At 39.0% G+C, this 22,748-nt stretch carries 17 protein-coding genes; 7 read left to right on the forward strand and 10 right to left on the reverse strand.

Features of this window, described 5'->3' with window-relative positions:
• Nucleotides 1-73: 73 nt before the first annotated feature.
• Complete coding sequence (locus H6G68_RS16335; protein ID WP_190907589.1) at nt 74-331, forward strand: hypothetical protein; 258 nt, start codon at nt 74-76, stop codon at nt 329-331.
• 13 nt (nt 332-344) lie between these two features.
• Here H6G68_RS16335 and H6G68_RS16340 read toward each other — a convergent pair whose 3' ends face one another.
• Together H6G68_RS16340 and H6G68_RS16345 are read right to left on the reverse strand one after the other, a co-directional pair.
• A complete protein-coding gene (locus H6G68_RS16340; RefSeq protein ID WP_190907590.1) occupies nt 345-560 on the reverse strand; it encodes a hypothetical protein in 216 nt (71 codons plus the stop codon).
• A gap of 119 nt (nt 561-679) precedes the next feature.
• A complete protein-coding gene (locus tag H6G68_RS16345) occupies nt 680-1,108 on the reverse strand; it encodes a hypothetical protein (RefSeq protein WP_190907591.1) in 429 nt (142 codons plus the stop codon).
• Nucleotides 1,109-1,509: 401 nt separating this feature from the next.
• Between H6G68_RS16345 and H6G68_RS16350 the strand changes: the two genes are divergently transcribed.
• A complete protein-coding gene (locus H6G68_RS16350; protein ID WP_190907592.1) occupies nt 1,510-2,448 on the forward strand; it encodes an AAA family ATPase in 939 nt (312 codons plus the stop codon).
• A gap of 65 nt (nt 2,449-2,513) precedes the next feature.
• Here the strand turns inward: H6G68_RS16350 and H6G68_RS16355 are convergent, their stop codons facing one another.
• The gene (locus tag H6G68_RS16355) at nt 2,514-3,476 is read right to left on the reverse strand and encodes a M48 family metallopeptidase (RefSeq protein WP_190907593.1); all 963 of its coding nucleotides are present in this window, start codon (nt 3,474-3,476) and stop codon (nt 2,514-2,516) included.
• A gap of 226 nt (nt 3,477-3,702) precedes the next feature.
• Between H6G68_RS16355 and H6G68_RS16365 the strand changes: the two genes are divergently transcribed.
• The 4 genes from H6G68_RS16365 to H6G68_RS16380 all read left to right on the forward strand — a co-directional run bounded on the left by H6G68_RS16365 (nt 3,703) and on the right by H6G68_RS16380 (nt 7,375).
• Nucleotides 3,703-5,250 (forward strand): helicase C-terminal domain-containing protein, encoded by a 1,548-nt coding sequence (locus tag H6G68_RS16365; RefSeq protein ID WP_190907633.1) that lies wholly within the window; start codon nt 3,703-3,705, stop codon nt 5,248-5,250.
• A gap of 154 nt (nt 5,251-5,404) precedes the next feature.
• Entirely contained in the window at nt 5,405-5,620 is a 216-nt protein-coding gene (locus tag H6G68_RS16370) for a DUF2839 domain-containing protein (protein WP_127053509.1), read from the forward strand.
• 671 nt (nt 5,621-6,291) lie between these two features.
• On the forward strand, nt 6,292-6,636 hold the full coding sequence (locus tag H6G68_RS16375; protein ID WP_127053510.1) for a DUF1815 family protein: 345 nt from the start codon (nt 6,292-6,294) through the stop codon (nt 6,634-6,636).
• A 241-nt stretch (nt 6,637-6,877) separates the two neighbouring features.
• On the forward strand, nt 6,878-7,375 hold the full coding sequence (locus H6G68_RS16380) for an acyl-CoA thioesterase (protein ID WP_190907594.1): 498 nt from the start codon (nt 6,878-6,880) through the stop codon (nt 7,373-7,375).
• 38 nt (nt 7,376-7,413) lie between these two features.
• Here the strand turns inward: H6G68_RS16380 and H6G68_RS16385 are convergent, their stop codons facing one another.
• From H6G68_RS16385 to H6G68_RS16410, 6 genes are all read right to left on the reverse strand, one after another.
• Nucleotides 7,414-7,611: a hypothetical protein gene (locus H6G68_RS16385; protein ID WP_190907595.1), complete on the reverse strand. Its 198-nt coding sequence runs from the start codon at nt 7,609-7,611 to the stop codon at nt 7,414-7,416.
• 244 nt (nt 7,612-7,855) lie between these two features.
• Entirely contained in the window at nt 7,856-9,052 is a 1,197-nt protein-coding gene (locus H6G68_RS16390; protein WP_190907596.1) for a 1-deoxy-D-xylulose-5-phosphate reductoisomerase, read from the reverse strand.
• Between the two features lie 48 nt (nt 9,053-9,100).
• Nucleotides 9,101-10,594, reverse strand: a complete 1,494-nt coding sequence (locus tag H6G68_RS16395; protein WP_190907597.1) for a glycosyltransferase family protein — start codon at nt 10,592-10,594, stop codon at nt 9,101-9,103.
• A gap of 51 nt (nt 10,595-10,645) precedes the next feature.
• Nucleotides 10,646-11,251, reverse strand: coding sequence for a Uma2 family endonuclease (locus H6G68_RS16400; protein WP_190907598.1), 606 nt, complete (start codon nt 11,249-11,251; stop codon nt 10,646-10,648).
• Between the two features lie 98 nt (nt 11,252-11,349).
• Nucleotides 11,350-12,891, reverse strand: a complete 1,542-nt coding sequence (locus H6G68_RS16405; protein WP_190907599.1) for an ArnT family glycosyltransferase — start codon at nt 12,889-12,891, stop codon at nt 11,350-11,352.
• Between the two features lie 2 nt (nt 12,892-12,893).
• Nucleotides 12,894-15,332, reverse strand: coding sequence for a glycosyltransferase family 39 protein (locus tag H6G68_RS16410; protein WP_190907600.1), 2,439 nt, complete (start codon nt 15,330-15,332; stop codon nt 12,894-12,896).
• Between the two features lie 1,044 nt (nt 15,333-16,376).
• Between H6G68_RS16410 and H6G68_RS16415 the strand changes: the two genes are divergently transcribed.
• Nucleotides 16,377-17,285, forward strand: coding sequence for a polysaccharide deacetylase family protein (locus H6G68_RS16415; RefSeq protein ID WP_190907601.1), 909 nt, complete (start codon nt 16,377-16,379; stop codon nt 17,283-17,285).
• Nucleotides 17,286-17,552: 267 nt separating this feature from the next.
• Here H6G68_RS16415 and gltB read toward each other — a convergent pair whose 3' ends face one another.
• Entirely contained in the window at nt 17,553-22,244 is a 4,692-nt protein-coding gene (gene gltB / locus H6G68_RS16420) for a glutamate synthase large subunit (RefSeq protein ID WP_190907602.1), read from the reverse strand.
• Nucleotides 22,245-22,748: the final 504 nt, after the last annotated feature.

The raw sequence follows: 22,748 nt of genomic DNA on the forward strand, positions 1-22,748 counted from the left end.
GTAAGCAATTTTATCTCTATTTGGCAACCCCTAAAGTTAAATTATGACAAATAAATGACTTTAGGTACTGATTATGAAATCTCAATTACAACTAGAAATCGCTATTCAACATCCAGAAATATTTGCTTTAACCTGGTTAAATTCAAAGACCAATAAACCCTCAGAACTAGCAACCAAACCAAAAGATAACAAAGCAAGACTTCAAATCATTGAAACTGCTGTGATCACTTTTGCAAAGTTTATTTCTCCGGTAGATGCAGTTTGGGCTGTACCCACCCTCAAGTTATGCTTTATGGTCTTGAAATTCCTTCAAGAATCGAAAAATAGGTAAGTGTGTAGGCAGGTTAAAGACCTGCCATGTCATTATTTAAGCTAGAGATAGTTTTCCCTTCATCATCTCCCCAAGTTTCTAACCAATCACCATCAACATCATCACAATATAAATAAGCTGCATCCAGACCATATTTCATGATGTCATTCTCTAATTGACGGGCTGCTTCTAAATGTTGTAAAAATTTTTCTAATCTTTGTTGACGGTTAATTAATTTTTGGTTAACCATAATTACTGATATTACTAAATCACTACTCTCAAAAATAATCTTGCTATTCTTATTGTCAGTTGCAGAAATACAATCGCATCCCCACAACTGGCACAATTTATCATTGCCACTCCCTAACTTTATTTATGACCATCAAGTAACGCATGATGAGAAAAAATCCCCTTCAGTTTTAAATTAGTAAATTCAATAACAGCATTGATTAAATCCTGTTGTTCTGCGTTTAAATCTAGTACTTCTAACGCTTGATTAAGATTACTACCAATATGTAACTCATGAGCAAGTTGTGTACGTTGTGAAGAATCTAAAACTGCAAGAATTTCCTTATTTCTTCGTTGACGTACAGCTTGGAGTTTTTGGCGTTCCTGGGGAGTCAAATCATCAATAGAAAATGCAATAATGTCGCTAGTATCTTCGTCAACTGAAGTGAATATTACTTGAGGAGAACTAAAAAAATGATTTGCTGATGCTACAGTAATTCCGGGAAATAAGAAATTACAAGCAACAACTAGCAATAACACCAACAACCGTTTTGTCAATTTAATCATCATGTTCAGAAAAACCTAAATAAAAACCTAAATGAGATTCAAGACTAGAGAATAATCAAGCAATATTTAATTGTGGATTTTTCCCAGCAGGATAGTAGCTGGGATAATTTTCCTACTTATGGGTCTACGTGTCACATCTTATGAGGAATTAACCCACTTAATACTTAATTATCCTCTAGGACAGGTACACCAGTCTCATTAGCGAAAATTCTGAAATTGAAGATAGGGGCCAACAAGATCAGGCTGTCTTTATATTGGGGGTGGGGTGGGAGAGATAATGTTTTCTCTATGACTAAACTCAAGAATTGATAATAAAGAAAAATATATAAGACACATTAATATTATGTTCTTTTATATTTCCTGAGTCAACGCTATCATCAAGGTCATTGCCAGAGGTGATAGTCATGAGTGAACAAGTATTAGAAACAGCCGCATTGACTACCGTTACTCAAGATAGCGAAATCGATTTAGAGGCAGCTTTTCAAGAATCTCATATCCAAGACATTCTGGATAAGTTAGACCAGGAGTTAGTCGGTTTAAAGTCCGTCAAAAACAAAATCAAGGAAATGGCAGCTTTGTTGCTGGTTGACCGGATTCGTAAAAGTCTGGGTTTAACTGCCGGTGCGCCTAGTTTACATATGACATTTTTAGGCAACCCAGGCATGGGTAAAACTACTGTAGCAATGCGGATGGCAGAAATTCTTTATCGCTTAGAATATATCCGCAAAGAACACGTTATGTTAGTGACGCGAGATGATTTAGTTGGGCAAGGTATTGGGCAAACTGCACCAAAAACTAGGGAAGTTTTAAACAATGCAATGGGTGGAGTTTTATTAGTCGATGAAGCTTATACTTTATACCGCCCAGATTATCTAGGGGATTTTGGTTTAGAAGCAATTGAAATTCTCATGCAGGTTATGGAAAATCAGCGAGATGATTTAGTTGTCATTCTGGCTGGTTATAAAGATCACATGGAGAGATTTTTTCACAGTAATCCTGGGATGAATTCTCGCATTGGTTTACACATTGAATTTAACGATTATGGCGTTGATAGTTTAATGACTATTGCCCAATCTCTAGTCAAATCACAAAACTATTGTTTTAGTCCAGAGGCAGAAAAAGCCTTCCGTGAATATTTAATTAAACGGAAGACCATGCCCCATTTTGCTAATGCTCGCAGTGTTCGTAATGCCATAGACAGAGCGCGTTTACGTCAAGCTAATCGTTTACTCAGCAGTGGAAAAAAATTAAATAAGCAAGATTTAATTACTATCGAAGCCGTAGATATTCTGGCTAGTCGAGTATTCCGAGAAGGTGTTCCCGACTGTGAACCAGAAAGTTGATTTAGTAATTGGTCATTGGTCATTGGAAACACTATCACCAATCACCAATGACCAATTATATCTTGCTAATTAGACCTTCTCATCTTGTCAATTTCTCGTTGCAATTCTTCAATTTGCTGCCGCAGTTTATCGGCTTCATTTTCTGGGGTTTCAACTTTGACATTAACGGCTCCAGTAGCTGGTGTTTGCTGATAGTTACCTTGGCGGATTTGCTGATATTCTTCTGATACTGCCCAAGACCGTAAATAATGCAACCGTTCGACGGGGAAAGGGTGAGTTAGCATTGTTCCTTGAGCGCCGTTATACATCAGAAATTTATATACTTGATTCAGTCCATCATCATCTAGTGCCTGATATTTTTCGGATTGCTGGATAAATTCTGGTAAACTACATTCATTGGCATATTTGTTACTACCACCAGAGATTTTCATCATTGATGACATCACTGGGTTTAAATCATCCATTACTAGCAAAGCTGCGCGATCTGCGGTTAATTCGGCTTTACGTCGCCATTCAAAAAAGGCATAAATCAAAGCTTGACTAACAAAATTCCCTAAACCGAAGGTTAATTCACCAATGGCAGAAGCGGCACTCATTGCCCACATGGCCATTTGAATTAAAATGGTATGACCACATTTAATATGCCCTAGTTCATGGGCAAGTACTGCTCGAATCTCGGCTTCGTTAAGTAAGTCAAGTATTCCTGTATTGACTACTATGTAAGGATTCTCTTGCCCTAAAGCATAGCTATTGGCTTGGGGATTGTGTGAAATAAATAGTGCAGGTTCGGGGTAAATGTCCAAATCCCGCACACATTCTCGAAATATCTGGTAAATAGTGGAATATTGGCGAGGACCGACTTGGATGGCGTTACCCATTAGATAAACTAATTGAGGGCGTTCATAAATAAATTCCACAAATTTACGAGCGATTAAATCAAATCCAGGTAAGCTTCGCAGGGCTTGCTCGGCTTGCCGATCCAGTGGATGTCTGAAGGCTTCGCTGGAAATTCCTGTGTAAGTTGGCATAATTTAGGGGATAGGGGACAGGGGACAGGGGATAGGGAACAGATGACAGGGAACAGATGACAGGGAACAGGGAACAGGGAAAATGGGGGGGTTAATAACCAATTACCGATTACCAATTACCGATTACCAATTACCAATTACCAATTACCAATCACCCCTGACTAATGACAACATAATAGAAATGGGGCAGTTCGGAAAAAGTCACTTGTTATGGGATGAAAAGCGTGTGATTGAGGCAGAAGTTCATTTGTCACTACATAACTTCCTGCGATCGCAGGCGGGGTTTCCTTCTTGGCCCCATCACTTGACGATGGCAAGGTTGGTAGCACGCGCCTTGCGCTTGGGACGTAGTGCTTTAATTCAAGTAGGGGCAGTTTGTGGTTATCAAGGGCGATATCGCACAAGTTTTGTCGCCTCTGCTTTAATGTGGCATGGTCCTGTAATCATTGTTGCCACAGAAACGGTACAGCAACGCTTGCTGTTAGTAGAAATTCCCCGGTTACAGCAATGGCTACCAGCGAACAAACCGATTAGAAGCGGTGAAGCTTGGCCTAATCCTGAGTTTCAAGGGTTGCTGTTAACTTCCCCAGAAGCTTGGTTAAAGGGTCAGTTTGCTACTCAAAACCCATTTCCCCCAAATATTCCTACAATTATTGATGGTGTTGACGATTTGGAAGATTGGGTGCGTCATCAGCTGACTGAAGATATTCAACCCCATGATTGGGAGCAACTGATGTTGGCTTGTCCCTATGAAACTGAGGTAATTCGTGAAGCCAGGGTAAAACTGACACACGAACTATTTCAGCATCCAGAAAATCCCTATGAGTGTTATCTGATTTCTCAGCCAGAAATAGAAATTCTGCAACGTCTGTTTTTGGCTTTAGATCAAACGTGTCTTCCAGATGCTTGGAAACATTTCTGGGAGCAATTCCACAGCCTTGATGAAAATCTTTCCTCTCCTCCCCTATTCTGGGCTACCATTGACCGTCGTCAAGGTTTATTTTCTTTACACTATGCCCCGATTGAGTTAGGAAAAATTCTCGCTCCTATTTGGCAGCGGCAACCTGTAGTTTTAGTTGGCAGTGCTTTAGAATCAGAAACAGAGGCTCCTCTATTTCGTCAGCGTTTGGGGTTGGAGGATGTAACTTGCTTGAAGTTCTCATCTGATAGTCAAGGGGAAGCTATTCAACTTTATGTACCCTATAAGTTGCCTCTACCCAATACACCGGAATTTCAAGCAGCATTTATTCACAAAGTCCGCACTCTAGTGTGTCTGAGTGCTACCGCACCAGGGCTAACGGTGGTGTTAGTGGGAGATGTGCCACTTAAGTCACGAGTGGGGGCAATTTTGGCTTCTGAATTTGGCTCACGGGTGCAGGTAGAAAAAACTTGTTTGGATGAAAATGGTATTTTAGTAACTGGGTGGGAATATTGGCGGCAGCATCAGACTGTTTTACCGGCACCCCGGTTGTTAATGATTGCGACTTTACCTTTACCATCTCTGGAAAATCCTTTAGTGGCTGGTAGGGTGGCTCACTATAAGCGATCGCACCAAGACTGGTTTCGGCTCTATTTGTTACCCACGGCTTTGAATGAATTGCAAAGAGCGATCGCTCCCGTCCGCGAAAATCAAGGTATTGTAGCTTTACTGGATAGTCGTGTGGTTAACCGCAGCTACGGCGCTCAAATTCTCGCTTCCCTAAGTCCTCTAGCCCGTTTGAACTATCTCGATCCCAGTCTGTTTTCTCAGAGTAATGAGCAAGATCCTGACTGAGCCATAATAACTAACAAAAGATTAGCCCAACAGCTATCATCAAGTTAAATCGTAGCGATTCGAGACGAGAGATGAAATTTCTCAACAAGATCCAGATCTCACGATGTCTGGGAACATATACTAAGAACCTAAATTGAATTTTGAATTGCTAATTATGGGTGAAGCAAAACGTCGGAAAACCACACTAGGTGAACAATACGGTCAAGACACTCCCATCTTACCCTGGGTTCCCATCACTAAATCTCAAGCTGAACTATTTGTTAGTTTAACTACTCGTGGGGCTTGGATAGGCATTGGTTTAATGGTTGTAGCCTGGGTAACTATCCGTTTTATCGGACCTGCTTTCGGTTGGTGGCAAATAGTTGATTGACACTCTCCGCGTAGATTGTTGATTCTCTTAGAGAAAATTTCTCTAGGAGACGCTACGCTCACACTTAAAACAAGTCCATGTAGGATGTGATATCAAGTTCGCTGAATTACAAGTAACTCAATACTCTCCCCATCTCTGGGTCTCCCCGTCCCCGCGCGGTTTCCTAATGAATTACTCACCTCTGCCTTCCCTTTGTATACTGAGTGCAATTAATTTTACTTTTTTACTCAGCACTGTTTCGGTAATGTAAAGAAGAATTTCACTACACTATAGATAGAAGCAAAAATCCGAAAAGTCGCGCTAGAGTAAATGAATACCTTAAATAGTGCTGCAAACTGCCTATAAAACTGTAATATGGAGCTTTTCTGTAGTTGACTAGCACCAGATTTGAGTTACGCTGAAGGCGGATTGCTGTAAGTAAGAGGCGACAATGACAGAAATGTCTAAAGACAATGTTAATTTTAGAAATTGTATCTGAAATTATAATCTTGCAAATTGAATAGTTTGATACGACAACTCTAATCGTTATCCACTACCCTAAGCAAGGTGGCCAATTACAAACTTTACTGTTCTTTTGTAATTGTAATGAATAGTTTACAATATCAAAGAATGGGAAAATCTAAAGAAAATATAAAAGAGACTCAAATGACTGTGGTGTCTGGAGGAAAAAAGTGTTTCTGAGACTGGCACATCAACATAGACAATTTGTCCAAGACTTGGTAATGAACCTGCAAGCCTTGGCGATAGTATTAGAGCGGAGCGGCTATCTGGCTTCCTGCTATACCTGTGGCGACCAAATGAATAGTGCTTCGTTTATGGTGAGCTTGGGAGACAGCCACCTAATTCGTTTTCTAGTATCAGATTACGGAATTACTTGGACTGAAATGCGGGATGACCGCGAGCTAATGAAATTAGAAGGTGCAGAGGCAATTAACCAATTGCAGGAACTAGCCAATCTTGTCAAGCAATCTATGCAAACTTCTACAGCTAATAAAACCCTTGTCAAGAAAGGCTAAGTTGTTAAAATCGATGACAAATGGGTTGTACTTGTTGGTAATTGGGAAAAAGGTAATAGTGGCTTGATTCGTGAACATCTATTACCTATTCACCATTACCGGGAATTGACAGTTTTTTTACTGATTTGTTAAGTGTTTTTCAGCGTCTGCTAAAATCTAATGGGGAGGAATTAAACCTATTACCCATTAATCAGAAAAATTATTCGGTAGCCTGTCAAAGTTGCTACTCCAAAGATTTAAGATGTCTGAAGAAACACCAAATCAACCACAACTACCACCAATCAGCGCCATTGACAGGGTGACGAAAGCGGAATTTGATAATTGGTTTGAATATCCTGTCAGAGTGCAACCTCACCACACCGATTATGGAGGCATTGTTTGGCATGGTACTTATTTAACTTGGATGGAAGAAGCGCGGGTAGAATGTTTGCGCTCCATAGGTATTGAATTTGCTGATTTAGTAGCTTTAGGCTGTGATTTGCCTGTTGTAGAATTGTCGGTACGCTATCATCGGTCACTTCAATTAGGGATGATGGCGTTGGTAAAAACTCGTATGGCTGAGGTAACGGGTGTCCGAATTAACTGGGATTATAAGATTGTTTCCACTGATGAGCAGCAATTATATGTTACTGCCCAAGTGACGCTAGTTGCATTAGACCGTGAAAGAGGTAAAATTATGCGTCAGCTACCTCCTACATTCAAAGATGCATTAGCAAAGATTGCTACATCACATAAGTAATCAATTAAAAATTCAAAATTAATGCTCCTGAACTGGGATTAATTACGTACAGAGGTTTGGGAAATGTTTTGAGTAATTTCAGCTAGTTTCTGCCAAATATCTTGGGGTGTAATCCCAAAACCAAAGTATAATAAAACCACTATCGCTGCAAAAGTAATCGCAGTTTTGATAGTGGTTTTTACTAATTTCCAAAGTATAACAAATATTATCCAAGCAACTATTAAAGTAATGATCATAATATTAGATCCTTGAAAATCAATTCTGCGAAATTAAGCTATTTATTATAGGCGAAAATCACCAGTTCAACAATTCAAAATGCCAAATAGAGCCTTGGGTGTAAGTAAAGGATAAAGACTCTTCTTTAAACCCCGAATGAAACAGGCGCTATGTGTAGAATTATGGGTTTTAAACCCTTTAATTTACAACAAAACATCATCCTACACTGCACCTGATTTGATTAGTGTAGGATTATCCTAATTTTTACCCTACAGAAATTATCTGCGGCTGAGTTGCTACCTGTTGCATAGCTGTAAAAACTTCTTGCCTAGCCCATTTATCTGCTGCCAAAATGTCATCTAAAGAGGGATTTTGTTTGTTATCATTTTGATGGCGATCGCACACAAATTCAATACACCGAGCAATATCCAAATAGCTAATTTTTTCTTCTAAAAATAGCGCCACAGCTTGTTCATTAGCCGCATTTAAAACCGCCGGCATTGAACCACCTGCCCTACCCGCAGCATAGGCTAAACCCATGCAAGGATACTTTTGATGGTCTGGTTCACGGAAAGTTAAATCACCAGATTTTACTAAATTCAATCTTTCCCAATTAGTGTAAATTCGCTCCGGCCAAGATAAAGCATAAAGCAAAGGTAAACGCATATCTGGCCAACCAAGTTGGGCTAAAACTGAAGTATCTTGTAATTCTATTAACGAGTGAATAATACTTTGAGGATGAATGACAATTTCGATGTTATCGTAATCTACCCCAAATAAATAATGAGCCTCAATTACCTCCAAACCCTTATTCATCAAAGTTGCCGAATCTACAGTGATTTTTCGACCCATTGACCAGTTAGGATGTTTAATAGCATCAGCAACTTTCACTTGCGGTAACTTTTCCACAGGCCAATCACGAAAAGCACCACCGGAAGCCGTGAGTAATATCTTTCTTAAACCGTCTTTGGGAACACCTTGGAGACATTGAAAAATAGCGGAATGTTCGGAATCTGCTGGTAAAAGTTTCACTCCGTGTTTTTCCACCAAAGGTAACACTACAGGAGCGCCGGCAATAATAGTTTCTTTGTTAGCTAAAGCAATATCCTTACCTGCTTCAATAGCCGCAATCGTCGGTAATAATCCAGCACAACCAACAATACCAGTAACAACCGTTTGGGCATCGCCATAACTAGCAACTTCTATCACTCCCGCTTCACCAGCAAGTAAAATGGGTTGAGGATTTACGTCTTTAATAGCTTCCCGAAGTTCTGGTAACTTCTCAGCAGCGGAAATGGCAGCGATTTGGGGGCGAAACTGGCGAATTTGCGCCGCGAATAACTCAACATTGCGCCCAGCAGCTAATCCGACGATTCGGAACTTATCTGGGTGTTCAGAGACGATATCTAAGGTTTGAGTACCAATTGAGCCGGTAGAACCAAGTAAAGTTATAGCTTTCACAATTATTTAATAATTAACGGTAATTTTAAATATAAATTGCTTCGGCTACTAATTTCCCGATTTTTTGAGAACAGAATTGATATCACGATCTATAATCTGGCTACAAGAACCCGTCCGCTGATAAACACAAGTTTCTTGCCAACATTTCTGCAAAGTATAGTTTTGATATTGAGATGGTATGGAACGATTGCCAATAATGTAGTTAAAACCTGCTTTTAGCTCTTCAAAATCTGCTGCTTTCTCAACTTGATATATAGGAACATCCCGGTGAAAATAGGTATACCCTCCTGATAAAGCCCAATTAACCCCCCAAAGACCAAGACCACACACCGTATTTTCTGTACTTAAACTTTGTAAGGCTAGTAAATTATTAGTTGTAGCATACAAATGTGTATTTTCTAAGTTAGTACCGAAGGTAGAAAAAGTCAAAGGATTATAAATATTAAATCGGCTCAGGAGAGCTACAGAAGTGGCAGTCCACAGGGAAAGGCAGAGTAATATTGCTATTACAGTTTTTCGAGGTGAAACCCATCTGCGGGACAAATTTAAAACTAATTCACCTGTTCCTATTCCTGCTAATATCATCACCATTAGTAATGCTGGATAAATAAAGCGATATTCTTTATGAGCCAACAAACTGTGAGACACGATAATAATTAATGCTAACCAAGCTAAAATGGGGCTACGACGGGAACCTATGAGAGCCAGAATAACTATAGGGATAGAAAACCAAGACCAACTTTTAAGCAAGAATATAATGTATTCATACCAAGGAGAAACTCCATAAAGTTTACTTCTACCTTCAACAAGATTCACCCAAATATTTAACCAAAAAGATTGAAAAGGATAAGGCCAAGTAAAGGCATCAACAGTTCCAAAGATTAGTATAGGAGCGATGATACCTAAGATCATTGGCAACCATTTATTACGCCAATCTTTTCTACAAATATAGATGACAGTAAATACTATAGCTGGGATTAGGTGAATTCTTAATCCTAGTGATATTCCCAACAAACAGCCTGACAAAAATAGACGGTTTCTGGTTGTAAATATATTTTCTTGAACTCCTAAGAAAACTCCAGGTAAGAGAAAATGTGTTGCTACGACTTCGGTAAAAGCTTTGGGAGAAAAGTATATAAGTTCAAACCAGATAGTACAAATAGCGGCACAAATAAAGGCTGTAATTGTTCCTCCTATCTTTTTTCCCCATAAATATGCGACTAAGATATTACTCAGGGAAAGTAGAGATAAAAATAAATTAACTCCTATTATATATCCAGTAGAACCTTCTCCCAGCCACGCAGTTAGACGCATAATAGCTGCGAGAATTCCTGGTAATACCCAGGAACGAATACCGTCTCTAAATTCCCAGGTAACAATACCGTTACCAAAAGCAAGCCGGTGTGCAGGTTCTAGGGATTGAAAAATTTCGTCAGCCCAAAATATATTGGGGAATTTTAAAGCAATACCAACGCGCAGTATTAATGCGAATATAATTAGGATGCCTAATAATAGGTTATCTAATTTAAAATGGCGATTCATCTTTTTGATGATGAGAGGAAATTCTTATAGAATACTATCAGCAAACAAGACTTACTGATTATTTGCTGGTTCAGATTCTGTAAGTTTAAACTGTACTTTATTGTATAAATCTTTTAAGCAAATATCAAAAGGCACTGTTTCCAGTGATATGTTTTCATCTTCTTTGTCATACTCACACAAATTCCATCTTTTCTTTTCAATTTTAGAAAATTGTTCTACATGAATGCGGTTTTGGGCAATTAACAGATATTCTTGAAAAGTTGGAATTGTCCTGTAAGCTTCAAATTTATCTTCTCTGTCGTAACCTTTGGTAGATTTAGATAAAACCTCAATAATTACCTGGGGATTTGTAATTGTATCTGTGCGATTTTTGAAAAATTCTGGCTGATCTGCAATAATCATCACATCTAGATAAGTGTATATTAGTCTTTGGGGTATCCACAGCCGCAGATAAATTTTGAAAACCTCGTATTTTTCTTGTTGTCGAAAGTCAAGATTCAGCGCAGCGTAAAAATTACCTGTGATGCGATTATGATTTATGGATGCACCAGCCATAGGAATAAATTGTCCGTCAATGTATTCGCTTTTATAGTCAGCAGTTGCTTCTAATTCCAGATATTCTTCTGGGGTGTAATATTGCTTTTCTGTTAATTGCATATTTTTGATTAGAAAGCTATGTATGTTAATTTAACATATTAGTAATATCGCTTGTATTTTCATCTATATTGTTTGAAAATTCTACATTATAAATTGTTTCAATTAATTGGTGGTGAAATTAATGTAAATCCTTTGGCTTCTCCTATAATTTTACTCTGATTTAAATTCAATTTCTCCATAGCCTTTTTATCTAACAACAAATATGATTTCTTCGCCAACATTTCCTGCAACACCGAAATAGGAACAGCAAGAACTTTACAATCACTATAAAAATCTAAACTAGGACGACTATAAGCAAAAGAAGTATAGATTGTTGTTCCTGCTGGAATATGTTGACGAATTAATGCCGCTACTGGTTTAACTGGAAACGCTTCGTTTAACTCCCAAATCCATGATTGGGAACTCATTAACAGCAATAAAACTAAGTACATTCCTGAAAATAAAACGGGAATAAAATTACGATTTCGCTTGAAAACAAACCATGTAGCCACACCCATACTAATTGCTAAAACAATACTCATTATAATTAATGCAGGTTGTGGATCAGCAAAAATAAAATAAACACAACCTCCTAAACCAGCAACAGTCAAAAAAGCAAAAAATCCTCCCAAAAATTTGACATTAAACTTACCTTCCTGCCAAACTTCGCTCAAATTAGCACCAATGGCTAAAGCTAAAAATGGATATATAGGCATTACATACCAGGGCAGTTTTGTACTCATAAATGAGATAGTACCAAAGTAAATTACTGTGCCGATAATAATCAAAGAACCCCAACTAGTATGACGTTTTTTCCAAGCTAAATATAAACCTCCAGGTAAAAACAATAACCAGGGAAAACCATATTTAAGTATTTCTATTAAATAGTACCAAATAGGTCCACTATGACCTTCTACAGATTCTACAAGTCGCGCAAAAGTTTGTGATTGCAAATTTATTTGTAAGAAATTCTCTCCATAATGTTGCCATTGGGCAATATACCAAGCAATTGGTAAAGCATTTCCTAAGAATATTCCTATCCATAAATATAAACTTTTTAATAAATAAAACTGTTTATTTGCCAGTATAAATAATCCAGCAATTACCCCTAAAAGCAAAACTATCATGCCCTTGGTAAGAGTAATTAATCCTAAACTCAAGCCAATTCCTAAAGCATAAATCCGCTGCTGACGTGACTTTAAAATACAAAATAATAACAATAAGAAAAATGTTATAACTGCACCATCTAACATTGCTAGTCTGCCATGACGTACTACAGGTAACATAGTCATATAAACCAAAGCTGTAAATAATGCTGGTAAACTTTGGTTAAAAACTAAGTTTCCTACAGAGTAAAGTAAAGGCACACCCAAAGCAGTTAATATGACACTTGGTAAGCGTGTTGTCCATTCATTTACACCACCCAAGGAATAAGCAATAGCAATTAACCAGTGTATTAAAGGTGGTTTATTATGATATGGTTCACCTCCTAAAGTGGGGTAAAGCCAAACCATTTTATCCACTGGGTTACGCCAAATTTCACGGGCAACTTGGGCTATAGTACCTTCATCCCAATCTCTTAAAGGTGAGTTTCCTAAAAATATCAGCCATAGGCATAAAGATGTAAATAATAAACCTAAAAACCAGCGGTTATTCCTCATATTTAAAGCTTGATTAATGGCAGAAATTTCATGATATTAGTAACGGTTTTTAGAGTCTTTAATTCTGGAATATCTGGTTTAATTTTTTCTGCTATCACCAATTGTTTTTCCGCTTCTCTTGGTTGAAAGTCATACAGATAAACAACGGATAAGTACAACCATGAATAGGGATTTTGAGCATCATATTTAGTTAATTCTGTTAAATTCTGGATTAATTCTGGGGCTTTGCGCTGTAAAAGTTGTGATAGGACTAGAGTATAGCGCCAATTGAGGTTATTTGGTTCGTCTTGTAGGTAATAATTAGCTGCAAATTCAATTTGTTTTAAATAATCTTGAGTAGGATCATATTGATTAAAATTATTTATCTGCTCAAATATATTTTCTAGCTTACCTTTTTGTAATTCCGGTGCTAATTGTGAGAGTCGGGAAACTAAATCTAAAGGTGGTGATTTCTCTATGTTTCCTTTATCTGTCACATTTACAGTAATGTTTGAAATATTTAAAGGTGTAATTTTGCTATTTCTTCTATCTAAATATAAAGCAGAAAGTTTATATGTGCCTACTGGTAGTGTTTTAGGTACAAATGTGGCTAGATTTTCAATTACTTTAAAATTACCTTGGGGATGACATTTCAAACCACAGTATAAATTACCTAAAGCAATAGCATGATCATGATACCAGGATGATTTTGCATCTTGCCATTTTAATAGTAAAATACCATTTTGCAAATCATCCCATTTCCCTGTTATTTCATAAGTAACAGGGTTATTTTTCTCTCTTATGAATTGATTGGAAATTGCAATTTTTTCTAAGGTAACAGGAGCATCAGTAAGACCTATTTTTTCGATAACTACATCAGGATTTTTACGATGATATAATCGTAATTTATCATTATTTGGTAATTCCCACTCACTCTGTAATTTCAAATCTGGAGAAGATTCAACTAAAGATTTTAATTTTCGTTTAGTTTCTCCTTTTTCTCCTGGTTGTTCAGGTTCATTTTCTCTGGTGATATACCAGGAAAAATACTGTAAATCTTGGTTGACATCAGCTAATTTTGTGGTTAATTTTCTACCATGTACTCGAAAATCGGCTAATTTACCAAAATAATCTAAAGTAAACTCATTTATTTGCGGTGTAGAAACCGGAATTATTCCTAAAGTTGATCTTAAATAAGGAGTTGTTTGGTTGATTTTATTTATCAATTGAGAAAGGGGATATCTTTTAGTATCATCATTGGGTAAATGTTTTCCTCCCCATGCTTGAATTAATGGTAAAGGAAACAGGTTATTAAGTAAAACTATGACACTTAATCCTAATGTTGCTAACCTCAGTTTATCAAAACTGATATTTTCTATAAGATTAAAAAAGTGCGCCAATATTAAACTAATTACAGGAAAGCAAGGAAGAACAAATCTAATATCTTTATTTGTACCCAGGGAACAAAGTATATAACTGCTAACCAGAAAAATTAATAACCAATTTAAACCAGAATTCCTCAAACTATTTTTAATTACATCTTGAGAAAATTTATGTTTAATTAAATAAACCAATAAAATCCCTAAACTCACACACAATATTGGTAAACCCACAGTTTCTGGTAGAAGTTGCGGATAATAGAACCAGCCAGCAATACTTGTTGCAGCGGGATCACCTTCCCGTTTTCCCACACTGTTAGCGTGCAAGGCAGAAGTGATAATTGTTAACCAATTTACACTATACCAAGAACCACAAATTAACCAAGCTACAATTAAAGATAAACCTGATTGAATTAGTTTGATGAACTTCCGGTTTTTGATAAAGGTAATTAATGTCCAGATAGCAGGGATTAAAATAAAAAGAAATCCTGTAGGTTTAGACAACATGATTAAACCTATTCCTAATCCCAAGCAGATAGTTAGTACCCATGACAAAAGTCCAGTATAACTATCTTTCCAAATGGTTAAAATTGTGAAAGTTGCTATGACAACTGCTGTTAAACCATAGTCTAATAAATAATCTGTCCGCATAATTCCCAAAATAGGAAATAGTAAACAAAATATGCTGGCAGTTATAGCAATTTTGCGGGTTTTAAATAAATATTTTCCTAGATGATATACTGAGAATAGGATTATTGCTGTATATAATAAATTAACTAAACTTGCTTGATCGTATCCTCTGCCAAAGAGCGACAAAAAAGGTACTGTGCAAATATATACAAAAGGAGCGCGATAACTAGGGGTTAATTCCCACAGAGATAACCACCAATTACCTGAGAAGATATTGAAATTATCGAAGATGCGATAATGACTTAATGCTCCTGTTAAATGTGCGCTTTGATCATGGGCGGGAATAGAGTCATCTAAGAAAAACCAAGTTCTATCTATAACTAATGCCACTAACCAAATTATAAATAGGAGCAGATAATCTTTTTTGAATTTAGAATCATTCAAATAATTCATATTTACAATAATGCAAGATTTTACCGAGTTTAATTATCTATCTGCTGACAATAATTTAGATTTCAATAATCAAATATTTACTTTATGTATTTGTTGTAAATTCGACAAAGCTAGATTAACAAATTTGTAGAAAATTATCAATAACTGTGAATTAGCCCATCTCCTCCCTGGTTATCCCCATTGACAACGAAGAAGAAAATATTGCAGAAATGTATAGCCGTCTGACTCCTGTTATTACCAGTTAGATGGTAAGGCTGAACTGATTTTAATTGAGGACGGTAGCCGCGATAGCTTCGCTCGCTGTAAGCATTGCTTTTTGAGCATGATCTGCGAATTACACCATCATCATAATCGAGTGCGTTACCTGAGTCTAGTTAGAAATTGTAGTCATCAAGTCTCAGTAGACATCTGGTGAAAAAGAATGTAGAGCCGAGCATCCCTACCGAGGTCACGTCTCTATAAGGGTTCTGGATAACGCATATTTCATTTCTGGAGATGTCTAGTTTAAATTAAGAGCCTGAAACATGAAACAGGTTTAAATTTTGAGAAGAGTATCTAGCTTAACGACTAACTATGGCTTGATAATGGGAAACTATAATCAGTTATTTGTTGTCTACGTACAGTATGAAATTCAAAAAACAACAATATGCCATTAAAAATTTAATATTTTCTTTAAAAAGAAGGAATGAACTAAAAAAATAAACTACACATTAACAGTGATGCTACTGATAGTTTGTGCCGTTATTTGGAGTTAGATACTCTATTCTTATTGGCTATTTATGTGGAATAATCATTGATTCATTATCCTACTGTGTTGACAAAAGTACAAAAGTTAGAGATTCATCACTTAAGGGGTTAGCTAAAGGCTAACGTTTTAGGCAACTCCGTATAATTTATCATGCTAGATTGCGGAATTTCTGTAACTTTGTATCGCAATTTTCATGATTACTAGTCAGCCGTTAAGTATCTAATATCTAGACAAAATGTGTTATAACCTACCGTCAGAAACCTGACTGATGGTTCAACCCTTAAAGGAGCTACATAGTGGAACAAAATAAGTCGTTTTTTTGGCCGCAGGGAATATTAATTGCCTTGGTTTGCTTAACTGGTACTGTGGGAATTGGTTTCATGATCCTGGTTAAGCCAAATGCATCTGAAGCTCAAAGCAACCAAAATTTGAGCGTGAATGAGATGTCTGCCAATGTAGGCACTCAGGAGCGTATTGAAGAACTTAAGACAATGATGCTCAACAGTTGGCAGCAAGAAGCACAAGCAAAAGGCGTTGCTCCTGATGTGCCACTAAGGTTTCAAGGTGCAACCATTAAGGAAGCAAAACTCCCTCCAGAAGAAAAAGTCATTGCGCTCACCTTTGATGATGGGCCTTGGCCTAAAAGTACAACACAAGTACTCGATATCCTCAAAAAGAATAAAGTTAAAGGGACATTTTTTGTTGTTGGGCAAAATGTCAAGATTTATCCCGACTTAACCAAGCGGGTAGTTGCTGAAGGTCACACCATTGCTAACCATACTTGGCATCATTGGTATCACCACATGAACCCGCAAGTGGCAGCCTATGAAGTTGCTAATACTACAGACATTATTTATAAAACTACAGGTGTGAAAACCAGTTTATTTCGTCCACCCGGCGGCCATATGACTAATGGAGTGGTAGGTTACGCCCGAAATAATAAGTATGCAATTATTATGTGGTCTTCTGACTCAATAGACTACTCTCGTCCTGGTGTACCAAAATTGATTAACAATATATTCAGGGCAGCCAAACCAGGCGGTATCGTATTAATGCATGATGGTGGTGGTGATCGCACTCACACTGTCAAAGCTTTGCCAGAAATTATCAGTAAGTTCCGTAAGCAGGGTTATAAGTTTGTTACTATCCCAGAACTTTTAGAAATGCAAGATAAAAACCAGGCGTTAATTGCTAACAAGAAGTAATTACAGCAGAATTCAGGAGTCAGGAGTCAGCACTTCTCTTCTCCTGTCGGAGACACTACGTGAACGAGACGCTTCGCGAACGACTACGCTCAGTGACCGGAGTCAGGAGTAAAACTGGCTTGGTGTCTAGGTTTCAATTTTGATTCTGTACCGTATGGCTACGCCACGCAAGCTATCGGCTGACGCTCACGGCGAAGCCTCATTGATCTGCAATCTGCTGTAAGTAAATCACCTGTTTTCAGGGCGGGGAAACCCCGCCCCTACTGACTAAACAGAACTTAGCTGTTTTTGTTCTGAAGTTGCTTCAGGATTCGCTTCTGGACTGTCGGCTTCAGAAGGTGGGACTAATTGCCAGAACTTGGGTAAATATTCTTCCCAATTTTGGATAATTAGCTTCGCTTTGGGTGAATTGGTGCGATCGCTATGAGTTTTAATTAACTCATAAAGTTGTTTCGCACCTGCTTCTGTTACTACCCGCTGGGTTTTGACAATAGCTTTGTTGACTAATTCTGGGAAAGAACCATCTTCATCTAAGAAGTAGCCCAGTCCCCCAGTCATACCCGCACCTACGTTCCTTCCAACTTTCCCCAGGACAACAATCACCCCACCAGTCATGTACTCGCAGCAATGATCCCCCGCGCCTTCAATGACGGCTGTACCTTTAGAATTACGTACAGCAAAGCGTTCTCCCGCTAAACCATTGGCAAATAACACACCACCGGTCGCACCATAAAGACAAGTATTGCCAACAATCACATTTTGTGATGGGTCATAAGTAGCTTCTGCTGGGGGTTTAATGATAATTTCCCCACCGTGCATTCCCTTGCCTACGTAGTCGTTAGCTTCACCAGTCAGGGTTAAAGTTAAACCAGGCAGATTAAATGCGCCAAAGCTTTGCCCGACACTACCCAGGAAATTGAGGTTAATTTGCCCCTCAAAGCCGCTATCACCGTATTGGGACGCGATCGCCCCGGCTAATCTTGCACCCACTGTTCTATCAGTGTTGACAATAGAAATTGTCTTGTTGACAGTGCTTTGATTCTTGATGGCAGCTTGAATATCGGCATCAGCCAGCAATTGGTCATCCACAACTGCGCCGTTGCTATGAACTTCTTCATGTACCAACCAGCTACGGTTTTGTTTTGCGTCTGGGAGCTTAGTTAAACAATCTAAATTCAGGGCTTGGGTTTTGGTGAGATTGACATGAGAACGCACTGTTAACAAATCGCCTCTCCCAATCAATTCTGATAGAGAACGATAACCCAGCCTAGCTAACAGACTACGGACTTCTTCCGCGACAAAATAGAAGAAATTAACAACGTGTTCTGGGATACCACTGAACCGTAGACGTAATTCTTCTTTCTGAGTAGCCACGCCCTTGGGACAGGTATTTAAATGACATACCCGTGCCATAATACAGCCTTCAGCAATCATGGCGATTGAACCGAAACCGAACTCCTCAGCGCCCATTAATGCACCGATGAGGACATCCCAGCCACTCTTGAGACCGCCATCTACTCGCAGAATGACGCGATCGCGCAAACTATTCTCCATCAACACCCGATGCACTTCACTTAATCCGAGTTCCCACGGGCTGCCAGCGTGTTTAATAGAACTCAAAGGTGATGCCCCAGTACCGCCATCATGACCAGAAATCTGGATAATATCAGCGTTGGCTTTGGCTACACCAGCCGCAATTGTGCCAATCCCAATTTCCGCGACTAGCTTCACGGAAACTTGTGCTTTTGGGTTAATTTGATGCAGATCAAAAATCAACTGCGCCAAATCTTCAATTGAATAGATGTCATGGTGGGGCGGTGGCGAAATCAAAGTTACTCCGGGCTTAGAACGCCGTAACATGGCGATGTAAGGACTTACTTTTGGCCCTGGTAGTTGTCCACCTTCCCCTGGTTTTGCACCTTGGGCGATTTTGATTTCAATTTGTTTGGCGCTGGCTAGATATCCGGGAGTTACACCAAAACGACCCGATGCTACTTGCTTGATGGCACTCGCGGCTGTGTCACCATTCCGTAACCCATTTAAATGGGGGAGAGTGGGTGAATGACCAGATGAGTCAACATCATTTAACACTTTGTAACGAACTGGATCTTCGCCACCTTCACCAGAGTTAGATTTACCCCCAATGCGATTCATAGCAATGGCAAGTGTTTCATGTGCTTCTCGTGACAATGCACCGAGAGACATTCCCCCAGTACAGAAGCGTTTGACAATCTCGCTAACTGATTCTACTTGTTCAATGGGGATAGATGGGCGATCGCTTTGGAAATCCAACAAATCTCGCAAAGCGGTGGTTGGTCTACCTTCTAAATGTTTTTTGTAAACTTCGTAATGGTCATAATGCTTACCGTCTACAGCCTTATGTAGTGCCTTAGAAAGTTCTGGGCTATTCATGTGGTATTCACCACCGGGACGGTACTGAACAAAGCCCAGATTTTCTAACTTTTTGGTGGTTAGTTCTGGGAAAGCCTTGGAGTGGAAAGACAGCACCTCTTGTGCCAGTTCCTTGCAACTCAGACCACCAATCCGGGAAGTAGTCCCCCAGAAACCCAACGCTAACAAATCTCCACCGATACCAATAGCTTCAAAAATTTGTGCGGCTTGATAGCTAGAAAGGAGGGAAATTCCCATTTTTGAGAGAATTTTCAGCAAACCTGACTCTACAGCTTGACGATAATTAGCGATCGCTTGTTCAAGAGTCAACGGATTAATTTTACCCCTTTCCATGAACTGTTGCGTTTTCGGGTCAGACCACCAATCCCGCACAGTATCCAAAGCCATATACGGACAAACCGCACCGGCACCGTAGCCCAGCAGACAAGCAAAATGATGAGTACTCCAACATTGAGCCGTATGCACTACCAGCGATGTTTTCATCCGCAAACCTTGGCGGATTAAGTAATGGTGAACAGCACCCACAGCTAACAAAGGTGGAATATAGGTTAACTCTGCACCAATCCCTGCACCTGCTTTATCACTCAATATCAAAATCTTCGCACCAGCCTGAACTGATTCTGCTGCTTGTTTTTGTAAAGATTCCACCGCAGCTTTCAAACCATCTGGCCCCGAAGCAATGGAGAATAGGGTTGATAACTCAGCCGTCGCAAATCCTGATAACTTAATTGCATCCAATTCTGTATCAGTCAGCACTGGCGACTCTAGCTTTAATTTCCGAGCGTGTTCTGGCTTGGGTTCTAACAAGTTACCCCTCTCACCCAGTTCCACTGTCAAGGACATCACCAGTTTTTCCCGTAAAGGGTCAATGGGTGGGTTAGTCACCTGAGCAAAACGCTGTTTAAAATAGTCATACAGCAGGTGAGGTTTTTCTGACAGCACAGCCAAGGGAATATCATCCCCCATGCAAAAAGTTGGTTCTGCACCAGCACTGGCCATTGGCTGAATTACCATTTCCACATCTTCTGATGTGTAGCCAAAAGCAATTTGCTGTTGGAGTAAAGTTTGTTTATCGATCTTGCCAGTGATTAGTTGCTCGTTGTCAGTTGGATGATGACCGTTACCATTACCATTCCCGTTACCATTAACAGATGACGGTTTTACTAACTGTTTCAGTTCTTGGCGGTACTGTTGCAGCCATTCTCCATAAGGATACTGTTTCGCAATCCGCTGTTTAATTTCCCAATTCTTCAGAACTTCCTGGGTTGTTAAATCCACCGCAATCATTTGCCCAGGCCCCAGTCGGCCTTTTTCAAGAATATTTGCTTCTGGAAATTCCACTACACCAGCTTCAGAAGCCACGACTATATAGTCATCTTTGGTAATCACATACCGAGCCGGTCTTAAGCCATTTCGATCTAATGTTGCACCAACTTTTTTGCCATCACTAAATACCAAAAGTGCTGGTCCATCCCAAGCTTCTTGCAGGCCGCTGTAATATTCATAAAAATCAACAATTTCTGGATAATTCTGCAATGAAGGTTGATTTTTGTAAGCCTCTGGAACCATCATCATTAAAGCTTCCAAGGGGCTACGTCCAGAACGCACAAGCAACTCCAGTACATTATCGAGTGTAGCTGAGTCGCTACTGTCAATATTTACCAGTGGTTTGAATTCGTCAGCACGTCCATTCCACACTGGATGATCTAAAGTGGCTTCTCGTGCCATCATCCAGTTAATGTTACCCAACAGTGTGTTAATTTCACCATTGTGACCCAACAGCCGCATTGGTTGCGCCAAAGGCCACTTGGGCATAGTGTTGGTACTAAAGCGGCGATGATAAACTGCAAAAGCACTTTTGAAAGCCGGATTTTTTAAATCCTCATAAAATTCTCCCAACACTGCCGAACGCACCATGCCTTTGTAGACAATTGTCAGGTTTGACAAGGAGCAAACATAAAATTCTTCAGAAATATTTTTGGTCGCTTTGGCAATACGACGACGAGTGATATACAGTTCTCTTTCTAGTTCATCACCACTTTTGTCAGCCGAAGCTAGAAATACCTGTTCTATTTGGGGTTGATTTTCTCTAGCTTGTACACCCAACAAATCTGCACGCACAGGGACTACTCGCCAGCCCAGTACAGTCAAGTTTTCCGACTCTGCAACTTGCTTAAATGTGGCTTTTGCTTGTTGGGCAGCAAGCGGATCTTGGGGTAAAAATATCATCCCCACAGCCATTTTATCAGTGTCGGCAACATTAATTCCTTCTTGTTGGAACAATTCCCAAGGAATTGCTGTCAAAATCCCTGCGCCATCCCCTGAGTCTTGGTCGGCGCTACATCCGCCTCTGTGTTCTAAGCAAGTGAGGGCGGTTAAGGCTTTTGCCAAAATTTCATGACTAGCTCGATTTTGGCGATGGGCTATAAAACCCACACCACAAGCATCTCGTTCTTCTACTAACCATCTTTGTCCCTGGTATGTATCCTTGATTTCCATCTCTGACAATGTAATGTTCTGACCCTGATTCAACGATTGACGATTCATACTCTATATCCTGAAATGTTGAGTTACGGATTTTGCCAATATTGCTACTGCTGAGAAGAAAAATTTCTAACTGTAACGATGGAGAAATACATAATCACGAAAATTTAGGGAAAAAAAATTTTAACTTCGGGGTTACTTTATGGATCACCCGTGTTAAAATTATCGCGTTATTTTTTTTAGGTGTTTATGTACTGTTAGAAAAGCTATCTTTGTCTGGATAATTTATTTTCCCTGACATTATTCGTATTTAGATACTGAATCTAATTATTTCTATGCTTTTTGAAACTATTACACTATATGTCCATTTGACAATTCCTACTAGTTTCATTGACAACTGTACTTCACTGAATTTGCAACTATAGCAGTTATCGGTGAGGTTAGAAGATAATTACATTTGGCTTTAAACGCTGGGACTACTATTATAGACTTTTTTAAAAAAGTGTCATTTAGAACATTGACTGATAGTAGTTTTGGGGGAAAAGTTGCTTGCCTGTTTTTACTGGT

This window comes from Anabaena catenula FACHB-362, assembly GCF_014698735.1.
GTDB lineage: Bacteria > Cyanobacteriota > Cyanobacteriia > Cyanobacteriales > Nostocaceae > Anabaena > Anabaena variabilis_A.

Bases quoted from the DNA above. Each gene is read 5' to 3' on its own strand.
- H6G68_RS16355 (WP_190907593.1), bottom strand. From the start codon at position 3,476: ATGCCAACTTACACAGGAATTTCCAGCGAAGCCTTCAGACATCCACTG.
- H6G68_RS16335 (WP_190907589.1), top strand. From the start codon at position 74: ATGAAATCTCAATTACAACTAGAAATCGCTATTCAACATCCAGAAATA.
- H6G68_RS16400 (WP_190907598.1), bottom strand. From the start codon at position 11,251: ATGCAATTAACAGAAAAGCAATATTACACCCCAGAAGAATATCTGGAA.
- H6G68_RS16370 (WP_127053509.1), top strand. From the start codon at position 5,405: ATGGGTGAAGCAAAACGTCGGAAAACCACACTAGGTGAACAATACGGT.
- gltB (WP_190907602.1), bottom strand. From the start codon at position 22,244: ATGAATCGTCAATCGTTGAATCAGGGTCAGAACATTACATTGTCAGAG.
- H6G68_RS16395 (WP_190907597.1), bottom strand. From the start codon at position 10,594: ATGAATCGCCATTTTAAATTAGATAACCTATTATTAGGCATCCTAATT.
- H6G68_RS16410 (WP_190907600.1), bottom strand. From the start codon at position 15,332: ATGAATTATTTGAATGATTCTAAATTCAAAAAAGATTATCTGCTCCTA.
- H6G68_RS16340 (WP_190907590.1), bottom strand. From the start codon at position 560: ATGGTTAACCAAAAATTAATTAACCGTCAACAAAGATTAGAAAAATTT.
- H6G68_RS16345 (WP_190907591.1), bottom strand. From the start codon at position 1,108: ATGATGATTAAATTGACAAAACGGTTGTTGGTGTTATTGCTAGTTGTT.
- H6G68_RS16385 (WP_190907595.1), bottom strand. From the start codon at position 7,611: ATGATCATTACTTTAATAGTTGCTTGGATAATATTTGTTATACTTTGG.
- H6G68_RS16405 (WP_190907599.1), bottom strand. From the start codon at position 12,891: ATGAGGAATAACCGCTGGTTTTTAGGTTTATTATTTACATCTTTATGC.
- H6G68_RS16380 (WP_190907594.1), top strand. From the start codon at position 6,878: ATGTCTGAAGAAACACCAAATCAACCACAACTACCACCAATCAGCGCC.
- H6G68_RS16350 (WP_190907592.1), top strand. From the start codon at position 1,510: ATGAGTGAACAAGTATTAGAAACAGCCGCATTGACTACCGTTACTCAA.